Origin of the sequence: Pseudomonas sp. PS02288, from assembly GCF_029959715.1 — a bacterium.
In the GTDB taxonomy this organism is placed as follows: domain Bacteria; phylum Pseudomonadota; class Gammaproteobacteria; order Pseudomonadales; family Pseudomonadaceae; genus Pseudomonas_O; species Pseudomonas_O kuykendallii.
Genome location: NZ_JASCPA010000031.1, coordinates 1 through 22,701 on the forward strand (window position 1 = coordinate 1; position 22,701 = coordinate 22,701).

The 22,701-nt window shown below is 63.2% G+C and carries 20 protein-coding genes; 2 read left to right on the top strand and 18 right to left on the bottom strand.

What is annotated here, in order from left to right:
* Together QMX85_RS13435 and QMX85_RS13440 are read left to right on the top strand one after the other, a co-directional pair.
* Nucleotides 1–308: aldehyde dehydrogenase family protein (locus QMX85_RS13435; protein ID WP_282341636.1), on the top strand; the 308-nt coding region annotated here is incomplete at its 5' end.
* Nucleotides 309–396: 88 nt separating this feature from the next.
* The gene (locus QMX85_RS13440) at nt 397–2,223 is read left to right on the top strand and encodes an NAD(P)/FAD-dependent oxidoreductase (RefSeq protein WP_282341638.1); all 1,827 of its coding nucleotides are present in this window, start codon (nt 397–399) and stop codon (nt 2,221–2,223) included.
* A gap of 106 nt (nt 2,224–2,329) precedes the next feature.
* Here the strand turns inward: QMX85_RS13440 and nuoN are convergent, their stop codons facing one another.
* The 18 genes from nuoN to QMX85_RS13530 all read right to left on the bottom strand — a co-directional run bounded on the left by nuoN (nt 2,330) and on the right by QMX85_RS13530 (nt 22,697).
* Nucleotides 2,330–3,790: an NADH-quinone oxidoreductase subunit NuoN gene (gene nuoN / locus QMX85_RS13445; protein ID WP_282341640.1), complete on the bottom strand. Its 1,461-nt coding sequence runs from the start codon at nt 3,788–3,790 to the stop codon at nt 2,330–2,332.
* A gap of 20 nt (nt 3,791–3,810) precedes the next feature.
* A complete protein-coding gene (gene nuoM / locus QMX85_RS13450) occupies nt 3,811–5,343 on the bottom strand; it encodes an NADH-quinone oxidoreductase subunit M (RefSeq protein ID WP_282341641.1) in 1,533 nt (510 codons plus the stop codon).
* Between the two features lie 25 nt (nt 5,344–5,368).
* On the bottom strand, nt 5,369–7,213 hold the full coding sequence (gene nuoL, locus QMX85_RS13455) for an NADH-quinone oxidoreductase subunit L (RefSeq protein ID WP_282341643.1): 1,845 nt from the start codon (nt 7,211–7,213) through the stop codon (nt 5,369–5,371).
* Nucleotides 7,210–7,518 (bottom strand): NADH-quinone oxidoreductase subunit NuoK, encoded by a 309-nt coding sequence (gene nuoK, locus QMX85_RS13460; protein WP_273230589.1) that lies wholly within the window; start codon nt 7,516–7,518, stop codon nt 7,210–7,212. Before nuoK ends, nuoL begins: the two co-directional genes overlap by 4 nt.
* A gap of 4 nt (nt 7,519–7,522) precedes the next feature.
* Nucleotides 7,523–8,023 (bottom strand): NADH-quinone oxidoreductase subunit J, encoded by a 501-nt coding sequence (gene nuoJ / locus QMX85_RS13465; protein ID WP_282341645.1) that lies wholly within the window; start codon nt 8,021–8,023, stop codon nt 7,523–7,525.
* Nucleotides 8,024–8,117: 94 nt separating this feature from the next.
* Entirely contained in the window at nt 8,118–8,663 is a 546-nt protein-coding gene (gene nuoI / locus QMX85_RS13470; RefSeq protein WP_282341646.1) for an NADH-quinone oxidoreductase subunit NuoI, read from the bottom strand.
* A gap of 10 nt (nt 8,664–8,673) precedes the next feature.
* Complete coding sequence (nuoH, locus tag QMX85_RS13475) at nt 8,674–9,669, bottom strand: NADH-quinone oxidoreductase subunit NuoH (RefSeq protein WP_282341648.1); 996 nt, start codon at nt 9,667–9,669, stop codon at nt 8,674–8,676.
* Complete coding sequence (nuoG, locus tag QMX85_RS13480) at nt 9,666–12,377, bottom strand: NADH-quinone oxidoreductase subunit NuoG (protein WP_282341650.1); 2,712 nt, start codon at nt 12,375–12,377, stop codon at nt 9,666–9,668. Before nuoG ends, nuoH begins: the two co-directional genes overlap by 4 nt.
* Before the next feature lie 132 nt (nt 12,378–12,509).
* Nucleotides 12,510–13,862, bottom strand: a complete 1,353-nt coding sequence (gene nuoF / locus QMX85_RS13485) for an NADH-quinone oxidoreductase subunit NuoF (RefSeq protein WP_273230594.1) — start codon at nt 13,860–13,862, stop codon at nt 12,510–12,512.
* Complete coding sequence (gene nuoE, locus QMX85_RS13490; RefSeq protein WP_282341652.1) at nt 13,859–14,359, bottom strand: NADH-quinone oxidoreductase subunit NuoE; 501 nt, start codon at nt 14,357–14,359, stop codon at nt 13,859–13,861. The genes nuoF and nuoE overlap by 4 nt, the downstream gene beginning before the upstream one ends.
* A 1-nt stretch (nt 14,360) precedes the next feature.
* A complete protein-coding gene (gene nuoC, locus QMX85_RS13495; RefSeq protein ID WP_282341653.1) occupies nt 14,361–16,142 on the bottom strand; it encodes an NADH-quinone oxidoreductase subunit C/D in 1,782 nt (593 codons plus the stop codon).
* 62 nt (nt 16,143–16,204) lie between these two features.
* The gene (locus QMX85_RS13500) at nt 16,205–16,879 is read right to left on the bottom strand and encodes an NADH-quinone oxidoreductase subunit B (RefSeq protein ID WP_090230946.1); all 675 of its coding nucleotides are present in this window, start codon (nt 16,877–16,879) and stop codon (nt 16,205–16,207) included.
* Nucleotides 16,880–16,889: 10 nt separating this feature from the next.
* Nucleotides 16,890–17,303: an NADH-quinone oxidoreductase subunit A gene (locus tag QMX85_RS13505; RefSeq protein ID WP_090230945.1), complete on the bottom strand. Its 414-nt coding sequence runs from the start codon at nt 17,301–17,303 to the stop codon at nt 16,890–16,892.
* Nucleotides 17,304–17,602: 299 nt separating this feature from the next.
* Nucleotides 17,603–19,198 (bottom strand): isocitrate lyase, encoded by a 1,596-nt coding sequence (locus QMX85_RS13510; RefSeq protein WP_282341657.1) that lies wholly within the window; start codon nt 19,196–19,198, stop codon nt 17,603–17,605.
* 473 nt (nt 19,199–19,671) lie between these two features.
* The gene (locus QMX85_RS13515; protein WP_282341658.1) at nt 19,672–20,481 is read right to left on the bottom strand and encodes a secretin N-terminal domain-containing protein; all 810 of its coding nucleotides are present in this window, start codon (nt 20,479–20,481) and stop codon (nt 19,672–19,674) included.
* A complete protein-coding gene (locus QMX85_RS13520) occupies nt 20,478–21,104 on the bottom strand; it encodes a histone acetyltransferase HPA2 (protein ID WP_282341660.1) in 627 nt (208 codons plus the stop codon). Before QMX85_RS13520 ends, QMX85_RS13515 begins: the two co-directional genes overlap by 4 nt.
* A gap of 8 nt (nt 21,105–21,112) precedes the next feature.
* Nucleotides 21,113–21,538: a GNAT family N-acetyltransferase gene (locus QMX85_RS13525; protein WP_282341662.1), complete on the bottom strand. Its 426-nt coding sequence runs from the start codon at nt 21,536–21,538 to the stop codon at nt 21,113–21,115.
* Complete coding sequence (locus QMX85_RS13530; RefSeq protein WP_282341665.1) at nt 21,531–22,697, bottom strand: cupin domain-containing protein; 1,167 nt, start codon at nt 22,695–22,697, stop codon at nt 21,531–21,533. The genes QMX85_RS13525 and QMX85_RS13530 overlap by 8 nt, the downstream gene beginning before the upstream one ends.
* Between the last annotated feature and the right edge of the window lie 4 nt (nt 22,698–22,701).

Genomic DNA, 22,701 nt, shown 5'->3' on the forward strand with positions numbered 1-22,701 from the left:
GTCCGGTGGTGAGCATCACCACCTTCAAGGACGAAGCCGAAGCCCTGGCGATCGCCAACGACACCGAGTTCGGCCTGGGCGCCGGGCTGTGGACGCGCGACATCAACCGCGCCTACCGCATGGGCCGTGCGATCAAGGCCGGTCGCGTGTGGACCAACTGCTACCACCTGTACCCGGCGCACGCCGCGTTCGGCGGCTACAAGAAGTCCGGCGTCGGCCGCGAGACGCACAAGATGATGCTCGATCACTACCAGCAGACCAAGAACCTGCTGGTCAGCTACGACACCAACCCGCTGGGCTTCTTCTGAGCCGCACCGCGCTTTCCCTCAACGTGGCCCCGCCTATTCCGGGGACGGAGCTGCGCATGACAAGAATGCCCCGGAGGAGAGACCTCGCATGAATGTACCTGTCGATCCCATCACCCTGCAGACACCCACCAGCGAGTTGGCCGCCTGGATCGAAACACTGGCGGCGCGCCTGGCCGCACGCGACATCGACGGTGCGCTGGAGCTTTTCGCCGACGATTGTCACTGGCGCGACCTCGTGCTGTTCTCCTGGAACCTGGTGACCCTGGAGGGCAAGGCCGCGATTCGCGAAATGCTCGAGGAATGCCTGACGCGCACCGCTCCGGACCACTGGCGCCTCGAAGGCGAAGCGAGCCAGGCCGATGGTGTGCTGGAAGGCTGGATATCGCTGGAAACCGAGGTGGCGCGCGGCAAGGGCTATGTGCGTCTGAAGGACGGTCGCTGCTGGACGCTGCTCACCGCAATGCGCGAACTGAAGGGTTTCGAGGAGCCGAGCGGGCGCCGCCGGCCGCTCGGCGCGCAGCACGGTCATGGCCATGCCGATGGCCGCAACTGGGCGGAACGGCGACGCGACGAGGAGGCCAGTCTGGGTATCACCGAGCAGCCGTATTGCCTGATCATCGGCGGCGGCCAGGGCGGGCTCGGCCTGGCCGCGCGACTCAAGCGTCTGGGTGTGCCAACGCTTATCGTCGACAAGGCCGAGCGCCCCGGCGATCAGTGGCGCGGGCGTTACAAGTCGCTATGCCTGCACGACCCGGTCTGGTACGACCATCTGCCGTATCTGCCGTTTCCCGAGCATTGGCCCGTGTTCACGCCAAAGGACCAGATCGGCGACTGGCTGGAGATGTACAGCAAGGTCATGGAACTCAACTACTGGACGAAAACCGAGTGCGTGAAGGCGAATTACGACGAGGACGTAGGCCGCTGGACGGTGGAGGTGCGCCGTGACGGGGCGCCCATCACCCTGCAGCCGACCCAGCTGATCCTGGCCACCGGGATGTCCGGCGTGCCGAACATCCCGCGGTATCCAGGCGCCGAGCGTTTCGCGGGGCAGCAGCACCATTCCAGTCGGCACCCGGGGGGTGATGCCTGGCGTGGCAAGAAGGCCGTGGTGATCGGCGCCAACAACTCGGCACACGACATTTGCGCCGACCTGGTAGAGAACGGCGCCGAGGTGACCATGGTGCAGCGCTCCTCGACGCACATCGTGCGTTCGGAATCGCTGATGGAGTTGGTGTTCGGGCCGCTGTATTCGGAGGATGCGCTGGAGCAGGGCCTGACCACCGACAAGGCCGACATGCTGTTCGCTTCCATCCCGTACAAGGTGATGCCGGAATTTCACCGCAAGGTCTTCGAGCAGGTACGCGAGCGCGACAAGGCGTTTTACGAGCGCCTGGCCGCTGCCGGCTTCATGCTCGACTTCGGCGACGACGACTCCGGACTATTCATGAAGTACGTCCGCCGTGGCTCGGGCTACTACATCGACGTGGGCGCCTGCGAACTGATCGCCAATGGAACCATCAAGCTGAAGAGCGCGCCGGGCCTGGGTGTCGAACGTATCGAGGAGGATGCCGTGCTGCTCAACGACGGCACGCGCCTGCCGGCGGACCTAATCGTCTACGCCACCGGCTACGGCTCGATGAACGGCTGGGCCGCGCAGCTGATTTCTCAGGAAGTTGCCGACCGGGTCGGGCGCTGCTGGGGCCTGGGCTCGGGCACTGGCAAGGACCCCGGCCCTTACGAGGGTGAACTACGCAACATGTGGAAGCCAACCCAGCAGGAAAATCTCTGGTTTCACGGTGGCAACCTGCACCAATCACGCCACTATTCCCTGTACCTCGCCCTGCAACTCAAGGCGCGTTACGAGGGGCTGGATACCGAGGTGTTCAAGCGCGCGGAGGTCCATCACCTAGGATGAGTCGGGTTGCCGATAAGCAGAGGGCCGCATTTGCGGCCCTTTTTATCGATTGCAGATTGCAGAAACGAAAAGAGCCGCTGATGCGGCTCTTTCTTTGGCTTTCAGGTCAGAGCCCGGCGCCCTGGACCAGCTCCAGCAGCGGCTGCGGATAAACGCCGAGGACGAATGCCAATGCCGCGATCAACACCAGCATGATGCCGCCGGCGCGCTGGCCCCAGTTGAACGGGGCATCGTGGCGACGCAGGTTCGGCTGGATCATGAACAGCGTGACCATCACCCGCAGGTAGTAGTAGACGCCGATGCCGCTGCCGACAACCAGCGCCGCCAGTTGCCACCAGAGCTTGGCTTCGACACCCACGGCGATGACGTAGAACTTGCCGATGAAACCGGCAGTGAGCGGGATACCCGCCAGCGACAGCATCATCACGGTCATCACGGCGGTCAGGTACGGACGACGCCAGAACAGGCCGCGGTATTCGTACAGGGCGTCGGCATCGCGACCCTGGAACGGGCTCGACATCAGCGTGATCACCCCGAAAGCGCCGATACTGGTGACGGTGTAGGTCGCCAGGTACACGCCGATGGCTTCGACGGCGACGCCCTTGCTGGCGATCAGCGCCACCAGCAGATAGCCGAAGTGAGCGATGGACGAGTAGCCGAGCAGACGCTTGAGGTTCGATTGCAGCAGGGCCAGGAGGTTGCCGATGAGGATCGAGGCGATGGCGATCATCGTCAGTCCGTCGTTCAGCCAGCCGCCCGCGGTTGCCGGAGATATCTGGTAGAGGCGCAGCAGCACGGCGAACACCGCGACCTTGCTGGCAGTCGCCAGATAGGCCGCGACCGGGGCAGGGGCGCCTTCATAGACGTCCGGCGTCCACAGGTGGAACGGGACCAGCGACAGCTTGAAGGCCAGCCCGATTAGCATCATGCCGACGCCGATCTGCACCAACGGAAGCTGTGCAGCGCCTGCTGCCAGCGACTGGCCGATGCCCTGGAAGCTCAGGCTGCCGGATTGCGCGTACAGCAGCGCCATGCCGAACAGCAGGAACGCCGACCCAGCGGCGGACAGCACCATGTACTTGATGCCGGCTTCCAGCGAACGCTTGTTGAAAAAGGCGTAGGCGACCATGCCGTAGACCGGCACCGAGAGCAGCTCCAGACCGATGAACAGTCCGGCGAGGTGCTGCGTACTGACCAGTACCAGACCGCCAGCGGCGGACAGCAGCATCAGCAGGTACAGCTCTTCGCGGTTGCCCGGATAGCCGGGGCCGGTCTTCTCGCCGAGATAGGCATGCGCGAGCGTCGTGCAGGCCAGCGCGGAGATCAGGATCAGGGCCATGTAGAAGCAGGCGAACGCGTCGACCTGAATCAGCCCGGTGACCTGCAGCGGCGCTACGCGCAGCGCCGGGATAATCGACAGCAGCGCGAGGTTGAGGCCGACCACCGACAGGACGAAGGTGAGGCTGTGATTGCGCTTCCAGGCAATGGCGAGCATCACCACGACGATGGTGGCGCAAGTAACCAGCAGCGGTAGCAGGGCGATGAAGTGTTGCGAAGTGAGTTCCAAGGCGTGACTTTCCATAACGGCTACCGGGCCAAAACGAGTTGGGAAAGGGCGGCACCCAGCCATTGCTGGACGCCCTGCATGCTGGCGGACGAGACATCCAGCACCGGTTGCGGGTAAACGCCGAGCAGGACCAGCAGTACGGCCAGGCCGAGCACCATGCCCAGCTCACGGCCGTTCATGCCGGCCAGCACGCTGTCCGCCCTGGAGGGGCCGAAGTAGGCGCGGTGGATCATGATCAGCGAGTAGACCGAGGCGAACACCAGGCCGAACGTGGCGATGACCACGATGATCGGCTGGCTGGCGAAGGCGCCGACCAGGATCAGGAACTCGCCGACGAAGTTGCCCGTTCCCGGAAGACCCAGCGACGCCGAGGCGAAGAACAGGCTGAGCGCCGGCAGGTAGGGAACCCTGGCCCAGAGCCCACCCATCTGACGCATGTCACGGGTATGCAGGCGCTCGTAGAGCTGGCCGCAGAGGATGAACAGCGCCGCCGCGGACAGTCCGTGGGCAAGCATCTGCACGACGACGCCCTGCAGGGCTTGCTGGCTGCCGGAGTAGATGCCGATCAGCACGAAGCCCATGTGCGACACGCTGGAATAGGCGACCAGGCGTTTGATGTCGGTCTGCGCGAACGACAGGATGGCGCCGTAGAAGATGCCGATGAGACCCAGGGTCATCGCGATCGGCGCGAATTCGGCCGAGGCGTTGGGGAACAGCGGCAGGGCGAAGCGCAGCAGACCGTAGGCCGCCGTCTTCAGCAGGATACCAGCGAGGTCGACGGAGCCGGCCGTGGGGGCCTGGGCGTGGGCATCCGGCAGCCAGGAGTGCAGCGGCACGACGGGCAACTTAACCGCGAAGGCGATGAAGAAGCCGAGCATCAGGATGTACTCGGTACCCGGTGCCAGGTCGGCCTTGAGCAGTTGGCTGTAGTCGAAGGTGATCACGCCGGTGTTGTCATAGTTGACCAGCACCAGGCCGAGAATTGCCACCAGCATGATCAGGCCGCTGGCCTGGGTGAAGATGAAGAACTTGGTCGCGGCGTTGATCCGCGACATCTTCCCATCGGTCGCGCTATGACCCCAGAGCGCGATGAGGAAATACATCGGCACCAGCATCATTTCCCAGAAGAAGAAGAACAGGAACAGGTCGAGCGCGAGGAACACGCCGACCACGCCGCCGAGAATCCACATCAGGTTCAGGTGGAAGAAGCCGACGTGACGCTGGATCTCGTTCCACGAGCAAAGCACGGAAAGAATGCCGAGCAGGCCGGTGAGCAGGATCATCAGCAGCGACAGGCCGTCCAGCGCCAGGTGCAGGTTGATGCCGAAGCGCTGGATCCAGACGTGCTTGAACTCCATGGTCCATGTCGGATCAGCGCCCGGAGCGGGAGCCAACTGGAAGTTTCCGGTGTGCCACAGCCAGAGGCTCAGGACGAGCTCCAGGGACATGGTGAGCATGGCGATCCAGCGCGGCAGCGTATTGCTGTAACGCTCGGCTACCAGACACAGGAAGCCGCCGATGAAGGGAATCAGGATTAGCCAAGGCAGAATCATGACGGGTTCGATTCCTTGCGCAATTTCAGAGCAGAACGACGCCGAGCAACAGCACGGCTCCGCCAACGATGGAGAGGGCATACCAGCGCAGCTGGCCGTTTTCGGTGCGGCTCATCAGTCCGTTGCCACCGCGCGCCAGGCGCGGGACAAGGCCGATGCCTGAGTCGATCGGGTCGCGCGCGAGCAGGCGGGCCAGCAGCAGGTACGGTTGCACGAAGAGCTTGTCGTAAAGCCAGTCGAAACCCCAGGCGGCATACCACCAGGCGCCAAGGAAGCGGCCGGGTGCGCTGGCGGCGATTACACCGACCAGACGCCGTTTACCCAGGAACAGCAGTGCGGCGAGCAGGATCCCGGCGATGGCGATGGCTCCGGAGGCGATTTCCAGACTGTGCTTGGCGTCGCCGCCGGCATGGCCGGCGCTTTCCGGAAGCACACCAGCCAGCGGCGGCGTGATCAATGCGCCGATGAAGGTGGACAGCACAATCAGCGTGCCCAGCGGCAGCCAGTGGGAAACGCCATGGCCGGCGTGCGCCTCGGTCTTCGCTTCGCCATGGAAGGCGATGAAGATCAGCCGGAAGGTATAGATCGAAGTGAGGAAAGCGCCGGCAAGGCCTGCATAGAGCAGCCATTGGTGGCCGCTGGCGAAGGCTTCCCAGAGAATCTCGTCCTTCGAGTAGAAGCCCGCGGTCACCAGCGGCAGGGCGGCCAGCGCCGAACCGCCAACAATGAAGCTGGCATAGGCCAGCGGCAGCTTCTTCCACAGCCCGCCCATGTTGAAGATGTTCTGCTCGTGGTGGCAGGCAACGATCACCGCACCGGAAGCGAGGAACAGCAGGGCCTTGAAGAACGCGTGGGTCATCAGGTGGAAGATCGCCGCATCCCAGGCACCGACGCCCAGCGCGAGGAACATGTAGCCCAGCTGGCTCATGGTCGAGTAGGCGAGGATGCGTTTGATATCGGTCTGCACCAGGGCGGCGAAACCGGCCAGCACCAGGGTCACGGCGCCGACGACACCGACCAGATGGAGAACTTCCGGTGCCAGCAGGAACAGGCCATTGGTACGTGCGATCAGATAGACGCCGGCGGTGACCATGGTCGCCGCGTGGATCAGTGCCGAAACCGGAGTCGGGCCGGCCATCGCATCGGCCAGCCAGGTCTGCAGCGGCAGCTGAGCGGACTTGCCGACCGCCCCCCCGAGCAGCGCCAGAGTCGCCATGACGATCCACGGATCACCGACGGAGAACTTCTGCGGCGCCAGCACCAGCAGCTCCTGAATGTTCAGGGTGCCCAGCTGGACCACCAGAATGAACAGGCCGAAGGCGAGGAACACGTCACCGATGCGGGTGACGATGAACGCCTTGAGCGCCGCGTTGCCGTTCTTGCGTTCGCTGTAATAGAAGCCGATCAGCAGGTAGCTGCACAGGCCCACGCCTTCCCAGCCGAAATAGAGGAACAGCAGGTTATCGCCGAGAACCAGGAACAGCATGCTGGCGATGAACAGGTTGGTATAGGCGAAGAAGCGGGAATAGCCGGTCTCGCCGCGCATGTACCAGGACGCGAACAGGTGGATCAGGAAGCCGACGCCGGTCACCACGCCGAGCATGGTCACCGACAGGCCATCCAGGTGCAGGGCGAAGTTCGGCGCGAAGCCGTCGACGCTCATCCACTGCCAGAGCAACTGGTTAAACACTCCATCGGCGGGCGGGTTGGTGTGGAACTGCAGGATGACCCAGGCGCTGGTGAGCGCCGAGAGGCCGACGGAACCCACGCCGATCAGTGCCGACAGGTTCTCCGAGAAGCGACCGCGGGAGAACGACAGCAGAAGGAAGCCGATCAGCGGGAAGACGAAGGTGAGGAATAGTAGGTTCATCCGCGCATCTCGCTGGCAGCGTCGACATCGAGGGTATGGAAGCGGCGATAGAGCTGCAGCAGGATCGCCAGGCCAATGGAGGCTTCGGCGGCTGCCAGGGTGATCACCAGGATGAACATCACCTGGCCATCGGCCTGTTGCCAGCGGCTACCCGCGACGATGAATGCCAGTGCGGCGGCGTTCATCATGATCTCCAGGCTCATCAGCACGAACAGAATATTGCGCCGCACCATCAGGCCGGTGAGACCGAGGCAGAACAGAATGCCGGCGACGGCCAGGCCGTGTTCGAGGGGAATGGCTTGCATGGCGTTACTCCTTCGCCTCCTGGCGGCCGAGGTGGTAGGCGGCGACCAACGCGGCCAGGAGCAGCATCGAGGCCAGCTCCACCACCAGCAGGTAGGGGCCGAACAGGCTGATACCAACGGCTTTCGCATCGACGGTGGCGAGCCCCAGCGGCGCATTGCTCGGCTGCTTGAACAGCGCCCAGAGCAGTTGCAGCAGCAGTACGCCGGCGAGCAGCGACGGGCCGACCCACATGCCGGGCTTCAGCCAGATACGCTCCTGGGCCTCACCCGCCGGGCCGAGATTGAGCATCATCACCACGAAGACGAACAGCACCATGATGGCGCCGGCATAGACGATGATTTCCAGCGCGCCGGCGAACGGCGCGCCGAGGGCGAAGAAGCACAGCGCCACGGCGAGCAGCGACACCACCAGATACAGCAGCGCGTGCACCGGGTTGCTGTTGGTGATCACCCGCAGCGTCGCCACGACGGCGGCTCCCGCGGACAGGTAGAAAGCGAATTCCATGTTCAAAAACTCCTCGGCACGACCGCCCACGGCGTCCGGCCAGACAGGCCTGCGGACGACGTGAGGGAAGGGGACGCGATGACGGAAAGACGCTTCATGGCAGCAGACCTTTCACGTTGATCGGCTCGGCTTCGTTCTGCGCGGCGCCTTTCGGCTTGCCGGCGATGGCCATCCCGGCGACACGGTAGAAGTTGTAGTCCGGATACTTGCCGGGGCCGGAAATCAACAAGTCTTCCTTCTCGTACACCAGGTCCTGGCGCTTGTACTCGCCCATCTCGAAATCGGGCGTGAGCTGGATCGCGGTGGTCGGGCAGGCCTCTTCGCACAGGCCACAGAAAATGCAGCGCGAGAAGTTGATGCGGAAGAACTCCGGATACCAGCGGCCGTCCTCGGTCTCGGTCTTCTGCAGGGAAATGCAGCCGACCGGGCAGGCCACCGCACACAGGTTGCAGGCCACGCAGCGCTCCTCGCCATCGGGATCGCGGGTCAGCACGATTCGGCCGCGGTAGCGCGGTGGGAGGTAAACGGCTTCTTCGGGGTATTGCAGGGTGTCACGCTTGCGGAAGGTGTGGCCGAAGACCATCACCAGGCTGCGCAACTGGGTCCAGGTGCCATGCAGCACGTCGAGGATATATCTCACATTCTTCTCCTTACTGGGCCGCGGCCAGCACCAAAGCGCCGGTCACCAGCAGGTTGAACAGGGTCAGCGGCAGGCAGAACTTCCAGCCGAAGGCCATCACCTGGTCATAGCGTGGCCGGGGAATGGCCGCGCGCAGCAGGATGAAAAGCATGATGAAGAAGCCGGTTTTCAGGGCGAAGTAGAAGAACGACAGCCACGGCAGCGTCTCCAGGAACGGCCCGTGCCAGCCGCCGAAGAACAGCGTCACCAGCAGCGCCGAAACCAGCACGATGCCGATGTATTCGCCGACGAAGAACATGCCCCATTTCATCCCGGCATATTCGATGTGGTAGCCGTCAGCCAGTTCCTGCTCGGCTTCCGGCTGATCGAACGGGTGACGGTGGGTGACCGCGACGCCGGCGATGAAGAAGGTACAGAAGCCGAAGAACTGCGGAATGATGAACCACAGGTGCTGGTGCTGGTATTCGACGATGTCACGCATGTTGAACGAGCCGACCTGGGCGACGATGCCCATCAGCGCGAGGCCCATGAAGACTTCGTAGGAAACCGTCTGCGCCGAGGCGCGCAGGCTGCCGAGCAGGGCGAACTTGTTGTTGCTCGACCAGCCGGCGAAGAGCACCGCATACACGGTGAGGCCGGCCATGGCGAAGAAGAACAGCAAACCGATGTTCAGGTCGGCGACGCCCCAGGTCGGCGTGACCGGAACCACCGCAAAGGCCAGCAGAAGCGCGCTCATCGCCACCACGGGAGCCAGGGTGAAGATGAACTTGTCGGCGAAAGGCGGCGTCCAGTCCTCCTTGAAGAACATCTTGACCATATCGGCACCGAGCTGGAAGGCGCCGAACGGGCCCACGCGGTTGGGGCCGTAACGGTCCTGCCAGAGGCCGAGCAGGCGGCGTTCGACGAAGCTCAGGAGCGCCCCGCTGACCACCACGGCCAGCAGGATGACGATGGCCTTGAGCACGGCGATGAGGGTGTCGACCACTTCGGGAGTCAGCCAGCTCATTGCGCGGCCTCCTGCAGGAGGGTGACTTCTGCCCCGGCGGCGAAGGGCGGAATGCCCGGCAAGCCAGTCGGCAGGCCGACGACACCGATCGCCAGCTCCTCGCGAACCTGCAGAGGCAGGCGCAGGGCGTGGCCGTTGACGCTCAGACTGAGCAGCGCGCCGTCATTGACGCCCAGGCGGTCGGCTTCGGCCTTCGCCAAGGCGACGTAAGGCTGGGGAATGCGCGCCTGGATCGGTGCGGAGCGCGAGGAGTTTTCCTCGCTGCCGAACAGGTGATGCAGCGGAACCGCCTGCCAGGTGCCCGGCGCCGGATTGAATGCCGAGCCGACGCTGAACCACGGCAGACTTTCACCCTTGGCCTCGATCAGGCGCACGCCTGGGTCCCCTGCACGCAGGTGACCACCGACTTCGTCCTGGAACTTGTTCCAGGCTTGCGGCGAGTTCCAGCCCGGCGACCAGGCGAAGGGGATCTGCTGACGGTTTTCCGCGCTGCCCGAGTAGCCTTCCATGGAGAAGGCGAAGGCCGAGTCGACATCCTGCGGGGCACGCGGCTCGCTGACGTTGATGTTGGCGCGCATGGCAGTACGGCCGCTGTAGCGGTGCGGTTCGCGCGCCAGCTTGAGCCCCTTGATACGGAACGAGGCGCTCGGTGCGGCGTCGACGATGCCGGCCAGTTGCACGTTGCTGCCGGCACAGGCGGCGGTGACTTCGTCCAGCTGAGTCCAGTCGACGGCCTTGCCCTGCAGCGTGCTGTGCAGCGCATGCAACCAGCGCCAGCCTTCGCGGATCAGCACGTTGGAATCGTAGTAGGCGGGATCGTAGACCTGGAAGAAGCGCTGGGCGCGACCTTCCTGGCTGACCAGGGTGCCGTCGCCTTCGGCGAAACTGGCGACCGGCAGGACCAGATCGGCCTTCACCAGCGTGTCGGTCGCCTGGTGGTCGGCGACGATGACGACCTCGGCTGCCGCCAGCGCGGCGTCGACCTTGGCGGCCTCGGCGCGGCGGTACAGGTCGTTCTCCAGAACCAGTACGGCGTTCGCCTGGCCACCCGTCAGGGCGTCGAGCGCCACATCCAGCGACTCGCCGCCGAGCAGGGCCAGGCCCATGCTGTTGGCTTCCGGAACGACCAGGCTGATGGAGGCGTTCTTGCCGCGATTCTTCAGGGCATTGGCGAGGTTGCCGGCGGCTTCGATCAGTGCCTTGCTGCCCAGGGAGGCGCCGGAGACGATCAGCGGACGCTTGGCGGCGAGCAGGGCGTCGGCGATGCGTTGCACCAGTTCGCCGGCCTCGCTGTCGAGACCTTCCACCGCCGGCGCGCTGGCATCCAGCGCGTGGGCGACGGCGAAGCCCAGGCGAGCGAGGTCGTCCGGCGCGGCATGTACGCATTCCTCGGCCACGTCATCGAGACGGGTGGCGGAGACGCTGGCGATGAACAGCGGGTTGAGCGCGTGCTGTGCGACGTTCTGCACCGCCGCCATGTGCCAATCCTGGATTTTCATCGAGGCGGCGATTTCCGTGGCCTTGCCTTTCACCGACTGGCGCAGCGCCAGAGCAACGCGGGCGGCGGTTTGGGTCAGGTCTTCGCCGAGAACGAACACGGCGTCGTGTTCCTCGATCTCGCGCATCGACGGAACCGGCAGCGGGCCGTTCTGCAGGATGTCGCGAATCAGGCGGATGTTTTCCAGTTCGCCGGCGGCGATGCCGGAATAGAAGTTCTCCGCGCCGACCAGTTCGCGCAGGGCGAAGTTGCCTTCCAGGCTGGCGCGTGGCGAACCGATGCCGATCACGCGTTTGCCCTTGAGCAGTTCGGCGGCCTTGTCCAGTGCGGCGTCGATGCCCAGGGTGGCGCCGCTTTCCAGCAACGGCTGGCGGGGGCGATCGTCGCGGTTGACGTAGCCATAGCCGAAGCGTCCGCGGTCGCAGAGGAAATACTGGTTCACCGAGCCGTTGAAACGGTTCTCGATGCGGCGGATCTCGCCGTAGCGCTCGCCCGGGCTGGTGTTGCAGCCACTCGAGCAGCCGTGGCAGATGCTCGGCGAGAATTGCATGTCCCACTTGCGGTTGTAGCGCTCGGAGTGGGTCTTGTCGGTGAACACGCCGGTCGGGCAGACCTCGACCAGGTTGCCGGAGAACTCGCTTTCCAGAACGCCGTCTTCGACGCGGCCGAAGTACACGTTGTCATGCGCGCCATAGACGCCCAGGTCGGTGCCGCCGGCGTAGTCCTTGTAGTAACGCACGCAGCGGTAGCAGGCGATGCAGCGGTTCATCTCGTGACCGATGAACGGGCCGAGTTCCTGATTCTGGTGGGTGCGCTTGCTGAAGCGATAACGGCGCTGGTTGTGGCCGGTCATCACCGTCATGTCCTGCAGGTGACAGTGACCGCCTTCCTCGCAGACCGGGCAGTCGTGCGGGTGGTTGGTCATCAGCCACTCGACGACGCTGGCGCGAAACGCCTTGGATTCATCGTCGTCGATGGAGATCCAGGTGTTGTCGGTGGCGGGTGTCATGCACGACATGACGATGCGTCCGCGCTTGTCGTTTTCGTCGCTGTACTGCTTCACCGCGCACTGGCGGCAGGCACCGACGCTACCGAGCGCGGGATGCCAGCAGAAATAGGGGATATCGAGGCCAAGGGACAGACAGGCCTGCAAGAGGTTGTCCGCTCCATCGACTTCGAAGTCTTTGCCGTCTACGTGGATAGTGGCCATGGCTAGGTTTTCTTCTTTACCCACCGAAGCGGGTTTGGCTAATGGAATTCTTTGCTGCCGTGCAGGGCGGCTGGGGAAATGGCGACTGCCAACGTCCTGTCCACCGCTGCACGACACTCATCATCGGTTTCGTTACTGCAGCGTCTCCACCGCCGAAGGTTTCGGCTCCTGCGGTGCGCGCACCACGCCGGCTTCGAACTCCTCGCGGAAATACTTGATCGCGCTGCCCAGCGGCTCCACGGCTCCTGGCGCATGCGCGCAGAAGGTCTTGCCGGGGCCGAGGAAATTGACCAGGCCGAGCAGCGTGGCGATGTCTTCCGAGGTGCCCTGCTTGCGTTCCAGGGCACGCAGGATCTTCACGCTCCACGGTAGCCCGTCACGGCACGGGGTACACCAGCCGCAGGATTCGCGGGCGAAGAACTCTTCCATGTTGCGCAGCAGGGAGACCATGTTGATGCTGTCATCGATGGCCAGCGCCAGGCCGGTACCCATACGGGTGCCAACCTTGCCGATGCCGGCGGCGTACATCTGCGCATCCAGGTGCTCGGGCAGCAGGAAGCCGGTGCCGGCGCCGCCGGGCTGCCAGGCTTTCAGCGTGTAGCCGTCGCGCATACCGCCGGCGTAATCCTCGAACAGTTCCCGTGCGGTGATGCCGAACGGCAGCTCCCACAGGCCGGGGTTCTTCACCTTGCCGGAGAAACCCATCAGCTTGGTTCCCATGTCCTCACTGCCTTCGCGGGCCAGGGATTTGTACCAGTCGACGCCGTTGCCGATGATCGACGGCACGTTGCACAGCGTCTCGACGTTGTTCACGCAGGTTGGTTTGCCCCAGACGCCAACGGCGGCGGGGAAGGGCGGCTTGGAACGCGGGTTGGCACGTCGGCCTTCGAGCGAGTTGATCAGCGCGGTTTCTTCGCCGCAGATGTAGCGGCCGGCGCCGGTGTGGACGAACAGTTCGAAGTCGAAGCCGCTGCCGAGGATGTTCTTGCCCAGCAGACCGGCAGCCTTGGCTTCATCGATGGCGCGATTCAGGTTGGCGGCCGCGTCGACGTACTCGCCGCGCAGGAAGATATAGCCACGGTAGGCCTTGAGCGCGCGCGCACTGATCAGCATGCCTTCCACCAGCAGGTGCGGCAGCTGCTCCATGAGCATGCGGTCTTTCCAGGTGTTGGGTTCCATCTCATCCGCGTTGCACAGCAGGTAGCGGATGTTCATGGATTCATCGGCAGGCATCAGCCCCCACTTCACGCCGGTGGGGAAGCCGGCGCCGCCGCGACCCTTGAGGCCGGAGTCCTTGACCGTTTGCACGATGTCGGCCTGGGCCATTTCGGCAAGGGCCTTGCGGGCGGCGCTGTAGCCATCCTTGCGCTGGTATTCGTCGAGCCAGACGGGCTCGCCGTCATCGCGCAGGCGCCAGGTCAGTGGATGGGTTTCCGCGCTGCGGGCGATCAGGTTGGCCGGACCGAACGAGGTGAGCTTCTTCATGGGTAGCTCTCCAGCAGGGTGCCGACGCCGTCGGCCTGCACGCCGCCGAAGGTGTCGTCGTCGATCATCAGAGCGGGAGCCTTGTCGCAGTTGCCCAGGCAGCAGACGGGCAACAGCGTGAAGCGACCGTCCGGCGTGGTTTCACCCAGGCCGATGCCCAATTGGCGGGAAATGCTCTGCACCACGCTCTCATGGCCACCGACGAAGCAGGTCATGCTGTCGCAGACGCGGATCACGTGACGTCCGACCGGCTGGCGGAAGATCTGGCTATAGAAGGTGGCGACGCCTTCGACATCGCTACCGGGAATGCCGAGGATTTCGGCGATCGCCGGAATCGCGCCGTCAGGTACCCAGCCGCGCTGCTTCTGGACGATCTTCAGCGCTTCGATGGACGCGGCGCGCGAGTCTTCGTAATGGTGCAGTTCATGCTCGATGGCAGAACGTTCGGCTTCGCTGAGCACGAAGCGGTCAGACTGGATGAGAGTCGTGGTAGTCATATCAGCGGTCCACGTCGGCCATGACGAAATCGATGCTGCCCAGATACGCGATCAGGTCAGCCACCATGCTCCCGCGGATCACCGAAGGAATCTGCTGCAGGTGGGCGAAGCTCGGCGTCCGGATGCGCGTACGGTAGCTCATGGTGCTACCGTCGCTCGTCAGGTAGTAACTGTTGATGCCCTTGGTCGCCTCGATCATCTGGAAGGCTTCGTTGGCCGGCATGACCGGGCCCCAGGAAACCTGCAGGAAGTGGGTGATCAGGGTTTCGATGTGCTGCAGCGTGCGCTCTTTAGGCGGCGGCGTGGTCAGCGGGTGGTCGGCCTTGTACGGGCCTTCCGGCATGTTCTTCAGGCACTGCTGGATGATGCGCAGGCTTTCGCGCATTTCGCCCATCTTGACCATGCAACGGTCGTAGGCATCGCCATTTGCGGCCAGCGGCACTTCGAACTCGAAGTTTTCGTAACCCGAGTAGGGGCGCGCCTTGCGCAGGTCGAAATCGCAGCCCGTGGCACGCAGGCCGGCACCGGTGACGCCCCACTCGAGGGCTTCCTTGGTATTGTAGGCAGCGACACCGATGGTGCGCCCCCTCAGGATGCTGTTGCGAAGCGCGGCTTTCTCGTACTCGTCGAGGCGCTTGGGCATCCAGTCGAGGAACTCCTGGACCAGCTTATCCCAGCCGCGCGGCAGATCGTGGGCGACCCCGCCGATGCGATACCAGGCCGGGTGCAGGCGGAACCCGGTGATCGCTTCCACCACCTTGTAGGCGCGCTGGCGGTCGGTAAAGGTGAAGAACACCGGAGTCATCGCGCCCACGTCCTGGATGTAGGTGCCCAGGTACAGCAGGTGGTTAAGGATGCGGAAGAACTCGGCCATCATGATGCGGATGACGTCGACCCGTTGCGGCACCCTGATTCCGGCGAGCTTCTCCACCGAGAGCACATAGGGGAGGTTGTTCATCACCCCGCCCAGGTAGTCGATGCGGTCGGTGTAGGGAATGAAACTGTGCCACGACTGGCGCTCGGCCATCTTTTCCGCGCCGCGGTGGTGATATCCGATTTCCGGCACGCAGTCGATGATCTCTTCGCCGTCCAGCTGCAGGATGATACGAAACGCACCGTGCGCCGAAGGGTGGTTCGGGCCGAGGTTGAGGAACATGTAATCCTCGTTCTCGCCGTGAGTCTTCATGCCCCAGTCCTCGGGCTTGAAGCGCAGCGCTTCCTGCTCCAGATCCTGCTTGGCAACGGACAGGCTGTAGGGGTCGAACTCGGTGGCGCGCGCCGGATAGTCCTTGCGCAGCGGGTGGCCTTGCCAGGTGGGCGGCATCAGCAGGCGGGTCAGATGCGGGTGGCCGCGGAAGGTGATCCCGTAGAGATCCCATACTTCGCGCTCGTACCAGTTGGCGTTCGGCCAGATACCGGTGGCGGTAGGCAGGCTGAGATCGCTCTCCGACAGCGCGACCTTGATCATGATGTCGCTGTTACGTTCCAGCGACATCAGGTGATAGAACACGCTGAAGTCGGCGCCCGGCAGGCCACGACGGTGAGTCCGCAGGCGTTCGTCCATGCCGTGGAGGTCGTACAACATCACGTACGGCTTGCTCGCCTGGCGGAGGAAAGTCAGCACTTCGATCAGCCGTTCGCGCGCCACCCAGAGAACCGGCATGCCGGTGCGGGTGGATTGCACGGTGAAAGTATCGGCGCCGAAGCGCGCATTCAGTTCGACGACGATATCTTGGTCGTCAGCCTTATAAGGCGGGATGTACAGAACGCTGTCTGCAGTCATGGTCTCGATCGCTATCGGTCAACGTCAGGTATGAAGGTGCGCTTTCTCGGGAAAGCGCGGGTTCACACGTCGTCGGGGCTGCGCAGGTTGGTGACCTGGATACGCTGTTCGCGGCGCTGTTCCTTCTGCGAAGGCATCTCGGCGCGATAAACGCCTTGATCGCCAACGACCCAGGACAACGGGCGGCGCTCCTTGCCGATGGATTCCTGCAACAACATCAGACCTTGCAGGAATGCTTCGGGGCGGGGCGGGCAGCCGGGTATGTAGACGTCCACAGGCAGGAACTTGTCCACCCCCTGAACGACCGAGTAGATATCGTACATACCGCCGGAATTGGCGCAGGAACCCATGGAGATGACCCACTTGGGCTCGAGCATCTGCTCATAGAGACGCTGGATGACGGGCGCCATCTTGATGAAGCAGGTACCGGCGATGACCATGAAGTCGGCCTGGCGCGGTGATGCACGAATTACTTCAGCACCGAACCGGGCGATGTCATGGGGGGCAGTGAAGGCAGTGGTCATCTCCACATAGCAGCAGGACAAACCGAAGTTGTACGGCCACAGGGAGTTCTTGCGACCCCAGTTGACCGCGCCATTCAGCACGTCCTCGAGCTTTCCCATGTAGATATTGCGATGAACCTGGTCTTCGACAGGGTCGGTTACGGTCTCCCGCTGGCCGATTGGATACTGGTCATTGACCGCATCCGGATCGATCCGAGTAAGTTTGTATTGCATCGCCAAAGCCTCATTGTTTTAGCTTCGCCTGCCGCTTGCGACGGCTTTCGGGAGCCCAATCGAGCGCACCGATCCGCCAAAGGTAGACAAGACCTGCCAACAGAATTGCTATGAAAACGGTAGCTTCTATGAGACCGGCCCAGCCGCTTTCGCGAACGGACACCGACCAAGCGAAGAGAAAGAGGGCTTCAACGTCGAAGATCACGAAGAGCATCGCGACCAGATAGAATTTTGCAGACAGGCGCAGGCGCGCATTGCCGGTGGGAACTACGCCCGCTTCGAAGGGCTCGTTCTTGCTGTGACCGAAAGCTTTGCTGCCTAGGAGGCTGGAGACACCGAGCATGAAGGCACAAAGGCCGAAGACGCCCAGGAAGAAAATGGCAAATGCCCAGTTGTGAGGCATCGTAGAAACTGCATCAGGCATGCCGGACTCCTCGTTGGGACGGCTTTTGAATTATTTGCACAGGTTCAGTCTTCCGACTTGGAGCGCGATTTTATGCGTTTGTCCGGGCTCAAGTAAATTTTTCTCGGAATTAAATATCGAACAATCCGTTCTGTTGCTGCTTCTTGATAGGAATTCTTATTAAAGGAAACGCTAGACCGGACGCCTCGTATGGGCTTGGCGCTGTAGGGCATTATGCCGCAGCGCTATAAAAATGGGACAAAAAAAACGCCCCGGATTGAAGCCCGGGGCGTCTTTATTTCCTGCGGATCAACCGATCGTCAGTGGAACTGATTCATCGTGTTGTCCTTGCCGCCTGCCTTGAGCGCGGCTTCGCCGGCAAAGTACTCCTTGTGGGCGTCGCCCATGTCGGAACCGGCCATGTTCTGGTGCTTCACGCAGGCGATACCCTGGCGGATTTCCTGACGTTGAACGCCTTTGACGTAGGCCAGCATGCCCTGGTCCGCGAAGTACCCTTTCGCCAGATTGTCGGTGGACAGCGCAGCGGTGTGGTAGGTCGGCAGGGTGATCAGGTGGTGGAAGATACCGGCTTCAGCAGCGGCGTCGCGCTGGAAGGTGCGGATCTTCTCGTCGGCGATCTTGGCCAGCTCGGTTTCGTCGTACTCGACGCTCATCAGCTTGGCGCGATCGTACGCCGAAACATCCTTGCCTTCGGTGACGAAGGTGTCGAACACCTGCTGGCGGAAGTTCAGCGTCCAGTTGAACGACGGGCTGTTGTTGTAGACCAGCTTGGCGTTCGGGATCACTTCACGGATGCGATTGACCATCGCGGCGATCTGGCCCACGTGCGGCTTCTCGGTTTCGATCCACAGCAGGTCGGCGCCGTTCTGCAGCGAGGTGATGCAGTCCAGCACGCAACGGTCTTCGCCGGTGCCTTTGCGGAACTGGAAGAGGTTGCTCGGCAGGCGCTTGGGACGCAGCAGCTTGCCTTCGCGCTTGATTACGACATCGCCATTGCCCAGCTCGCTGGCGCTGATTTCTTCGCAGTCGAGGAACGAGTTGTACAGGTCGCCAAGGTCGCCCGGCTCGTTGGTCACGGCGATCTGCTTGGTCAGGCCGGCACCCAGCGAGTCGGTGCGCGCTACGATCACGCCGTCGTCGACGCCCAGTTCGAGGAAGGCGTAGCGAACCGCGTTGATCTTGGCAAGGAAGTCGGCATGGGGAACGGTCACTTTACCGTCCTGGTGGCCACACTGCTTCTCGTCCGAGACCTGGTTTTCGATCTGGATGCAGCAGGCGCCCGCTTCGATCATCTTCTTGGCCAGCAGATAGGTGGCTTCCGGGTTGCCGAAGCCGGCGTCGATGTCAGCGATGATGGGTACTACGTGGGTCTCGTAGTTGTCGATCTGCGACTGGATTTCGCTGGCCTTGGCGTTGTCATCGGCAGCGCGGGCGGCATCCAGGGCAGTGAACAGCAGGTCGAGCTCACGGGCGTCGGCCTGGCGCAGGAAGGTGTACAGCTCTTCGATCAGCGCAGCTACCGAGGTTTTCTCGTGCATGGACTGGTCGGGCAGCGGGCCGAACTCGGAACGCAGCGCGGCAACCATCCAGCCGGACAGGTAGAGATAACGCTTGTTGGTGGTCTTGAGGTGCTTCTTGATCGAAATCAGCTTCTGCTGACCGATGAAGCCGTGCCAGCAGCCCAGCGACTGGGTGTAGACGGAGGAGTCTGCGTCGTACTCTTCCATGTCCTTGCGCATGATCGCGGCGGTGTACTTGGCGATGTCCAGACCGGTCTTGAAGCGGTTCTGGATGCGCATGCGGGCGACGAATTCGGGGTTGATGGCGCTCCAGCTGCTGCCTGCCTTTTCTTTGAGAGCGGCGACGGCCTTGATGTCGTTTTGATAAGCGGACATGGTCGATCCTTTCGAAGTAGAGAATGGGTAAGCGCTGGGCGCTGCCACTCGAAACCTGTGTGCTGAAGTCAATGGGTTCGGGTGCTCGGGCTACTGCGTCGAGGGATCGACTAGGCGAGGTTGGTGCTGAGGAGGGGAACGAGCGGGGCGGGCGGCGTTCTGGCGGGCTTGTCCGAACCGATCGGGCGGTTCGCCGACAGAAGCATTCTGTCCATCTCGTTGTTAACGCTAAGCGCTTCCCCGTCCCTCAGGACGACTTCGTTCCAGTCGCAACCTCGTCAAACTGCCTTGTGGGCGGCGCAGACACGGAACGGCTCGACTGGTTGGTCTGAGCACGCTCCGGGAGACCTCTTTCGAGGCCCCTGGCTAGCGGGAGCGAGGCCATCATGCCCCTGGCAAAAACGTTCGTCAAACGATTTTGTAGTGTTTTTTCAAAGCTACTACAAAAGTCTGATGAGGCTGAAGATGACTGATCAGTCGAGCGCCTCGACCTTCACCCGAAGGGTCATGTCGTCCTGCCCCTGGGTCGAATAACGCTGCACGAAACCACGCTGGTCGGCCTGGCTGCCCTGAGTCACGCCACCCAGCGGCAGCCATTCGCCGAGCCGTCCGCTGATGCGGGTGTCGGTGCTCTGGATATCGATGCCGCCGGGTTGGCGCTGCGAGAGGCGATCCCGGTTGCTGCTGATGTTCAGGTGCACGGTATCGCCCGTCAGGCTGGCGGTAACGTAGAAACCCTGGGTGACGTTGCGGTACTGGGTGTCCTGATACACCTGTCCGTAGGGGCCGGTACTCGTCGTTGTGAGGGGCACGCTTTGACCAATCTGGATCAGCGCCGGATAGCCTTCGGTTGCCTGCACCTGTTGCACTTCGTCGCCGCGGCTTTCCGTACTGTGGCGGATGATCCGCACCTGGTCTCGGCCATTCACTTCGCCACGCCCGCTCTCGACGGAAACACCACCGGCGCTGGCCGAACCATCCACCCGGTAACCCCGGTCATCGCGCGAGCTGGCTTCCTGGGTGTCGACGGTGATCAACAGCCGACGCGGCTGGGTATCCAGTTGACCGAGCAACCCGCGCAGTTCCTGAATCTTCTCCGGCGGCGCGTTGACCACCAACTGGTTGCCGTAAGCACTCACCTTGCCTTCCTGACCGAGCACCGAGCGCGCGGTGGGCAGCACATCCTCGGCGGTGCGGAAGTTCAGCTGGATGATCTCGGTGGCGGCCTGCGCGGGCACGGCAGCGGCGAGCAGCAGGGCGACGAGGAGGGTGCGAGGCGTCATAGCAGAAAACTCCGCAGATCGGGATCGAGTGTGCTGGTGTTCCATGCCTGGTCGAACTGCGCCTGGCGCAGCCGAACCTGGGCGACATCGCGATAACGGACGTGACCTGCGTACTGATCGAGCTCGGGACGCAGCAGCAGCCCGCAGTCGTCGGCGATAAGGTATGCGCACTCTTCGTTGGGGTAGTCGGGATGCAGCTTGCGTATCTGGCAGTTGCTCGACAGGCGCCGGCTGAGGTTCAACAGGCGATGGCCTTCCTTCACGGCGCGGCCGGAGTCACGCAGGAGGATGCGCAAGTGGTTCCGCGGATGAGCCAGCAGGAAGCGTGTGCAGGCTTCTTGGATGCTGCTGTGGTTGTACAGCCAGGGCTCGAGGTCACTGCTGTACAGGCACAGGGAGCGGCGCGCCTGCTGCAGAAGCGCGGTGGCATGGCAACGGGCCTCGTCTGCCGTGCGGAACGCCTGGAGTTCGGTGGTCTGGTTGAGTGTGAAGGGCGCCGCGTCCCAGCGCTCTGCCTCGGGGTGGTCGGGAAGAGGATTGTGCACATCGAAACGACCCGGCGACTGGAACTCGATAGCGGGCAGGTCGCTCGGCTCATCAGGCAATTCCGGGGCATCGTTCATGCGAATCCTCAGTGGCTGCGACGCACCATGTCGACGTGGGGAATGCCGGCCTCGAGGTATTCGCTGCTGACGATCTCGAAGCCCAGGCGCTCGTAGAACGGCGCGGCATGTACCTGCGCACTGAGCGTCTGCTCGGCCAGCCCGAGGCGCTCGGCCTCGGTCAGTACGGCGCGCATCAGCGCATCACCGACCTTCAGCCCGCGCCAGTCGCGCAACACCGACACCCGGCCGATGTGGCCGTTGGACAGCAGCCGCGCGGTGCCGATCGGGTAGTCGCCCTCGAAGGCGAGGAAGTGCACGGCGCTCGCGTCGTCCGAATCCCATTCCAGCTCCGGCGGTACCGCCTGTTCGGCGATGAACACGCTTTCGCGGATACGTCTTAGCTCGGCATTTTCCTTCTGCCAGTCGGCGACACGAACGTGGATGCTACTCATCGGCAAACTCCAGACTTCCCTGTTTGACCAACTCCCACAGGAGATTACGCCCGTCGTCGTCGGCAAGCCATTGCTGAAGGTTTTCCTGGTGCAGCGCGTCGCAGGCGCAGACCAGCTTCAGCAGCTCCAGCAGACGCTCGGGCAACAGACGGCTCTGTCCGCTGGCGAACAGTAGCAGGCCGATATCGACCTGACTCCAGGCCATGCGCGCACTGGGGTTGCGGATCAGCACCGCGCCATCCTCGAGATCCTGGAGAAAATCGCGCTCGGAGAGCTCTTCGCCGGCAACGAGTTCCGGATAACGCGGCTCGGTCATGAACTGGCCGAACCAGGTGAGCAGGAGGCGTTCGTCGCCCATGTGCTCGTCCAGCAGCGATTTGAGGCGCTGCAGGGCGTCCATCTGGATCTGGTGCGGGTCGCTGACTGGCGCGATGTCGGCGTCGCTGTAACGGTCTTCGTCCGGGAGGAACTGGGCGAGGAAATCGGTGAAGTGGGTCAGCACTTCGGCAGCGCTGGGGGCGCGGAAACCCACGGAATAGGTCATGCACTCATCCACCGCGGTGCCGAAATGCGCCAGCCGCGGGGGCAGGTAGAGCATGTCGCCGGGCTCCAGGACCCAGTCGTCGGTCTCGTCGAAGCCGGCCAGGATGCGCAGGTCGGCATGGTCGAGCATCGGGCTGTCGCTGTCGCACATCTGCCCGATCTTCCAGCGACGCTGACCATGAGCCTGCAGCAGGAACACGTCGTAGTTGTCGAAATGCGGTCCCACGCCGCCGCCGGGCGCGGCATAGCTGATCATCACATCGTCGATGCGCCAGCTCGGCAGGAAGTGGAAGTGCTCGCGCAGCTCGGCGACTTCCGGAACGAACTGGTCGACGGCCTGCACCAGCAGCGTCCAGTCACGCTCGGGCAAATTCTGGAAGGCGTCCTCGGCGAACGGGCCGCGGCGCAATTCCCAGGGGCGCTCGCCGTCCTCGATGACCATCCGCGACTCGACCTGCTCCTCCAAAGCCAGACCGGCCAGCTCGTCCGGGGACAGCGGGCTTTCGAAGTTGGGAATGGCCTGACGGATCAGCAGCGGCTTCTTTTGCCAGTAGTCACGGAGGAACTCACGCGCGCTGATGCCGCCGAGGATTTGCAGGGGAAGATCGGAAGTCATGCGT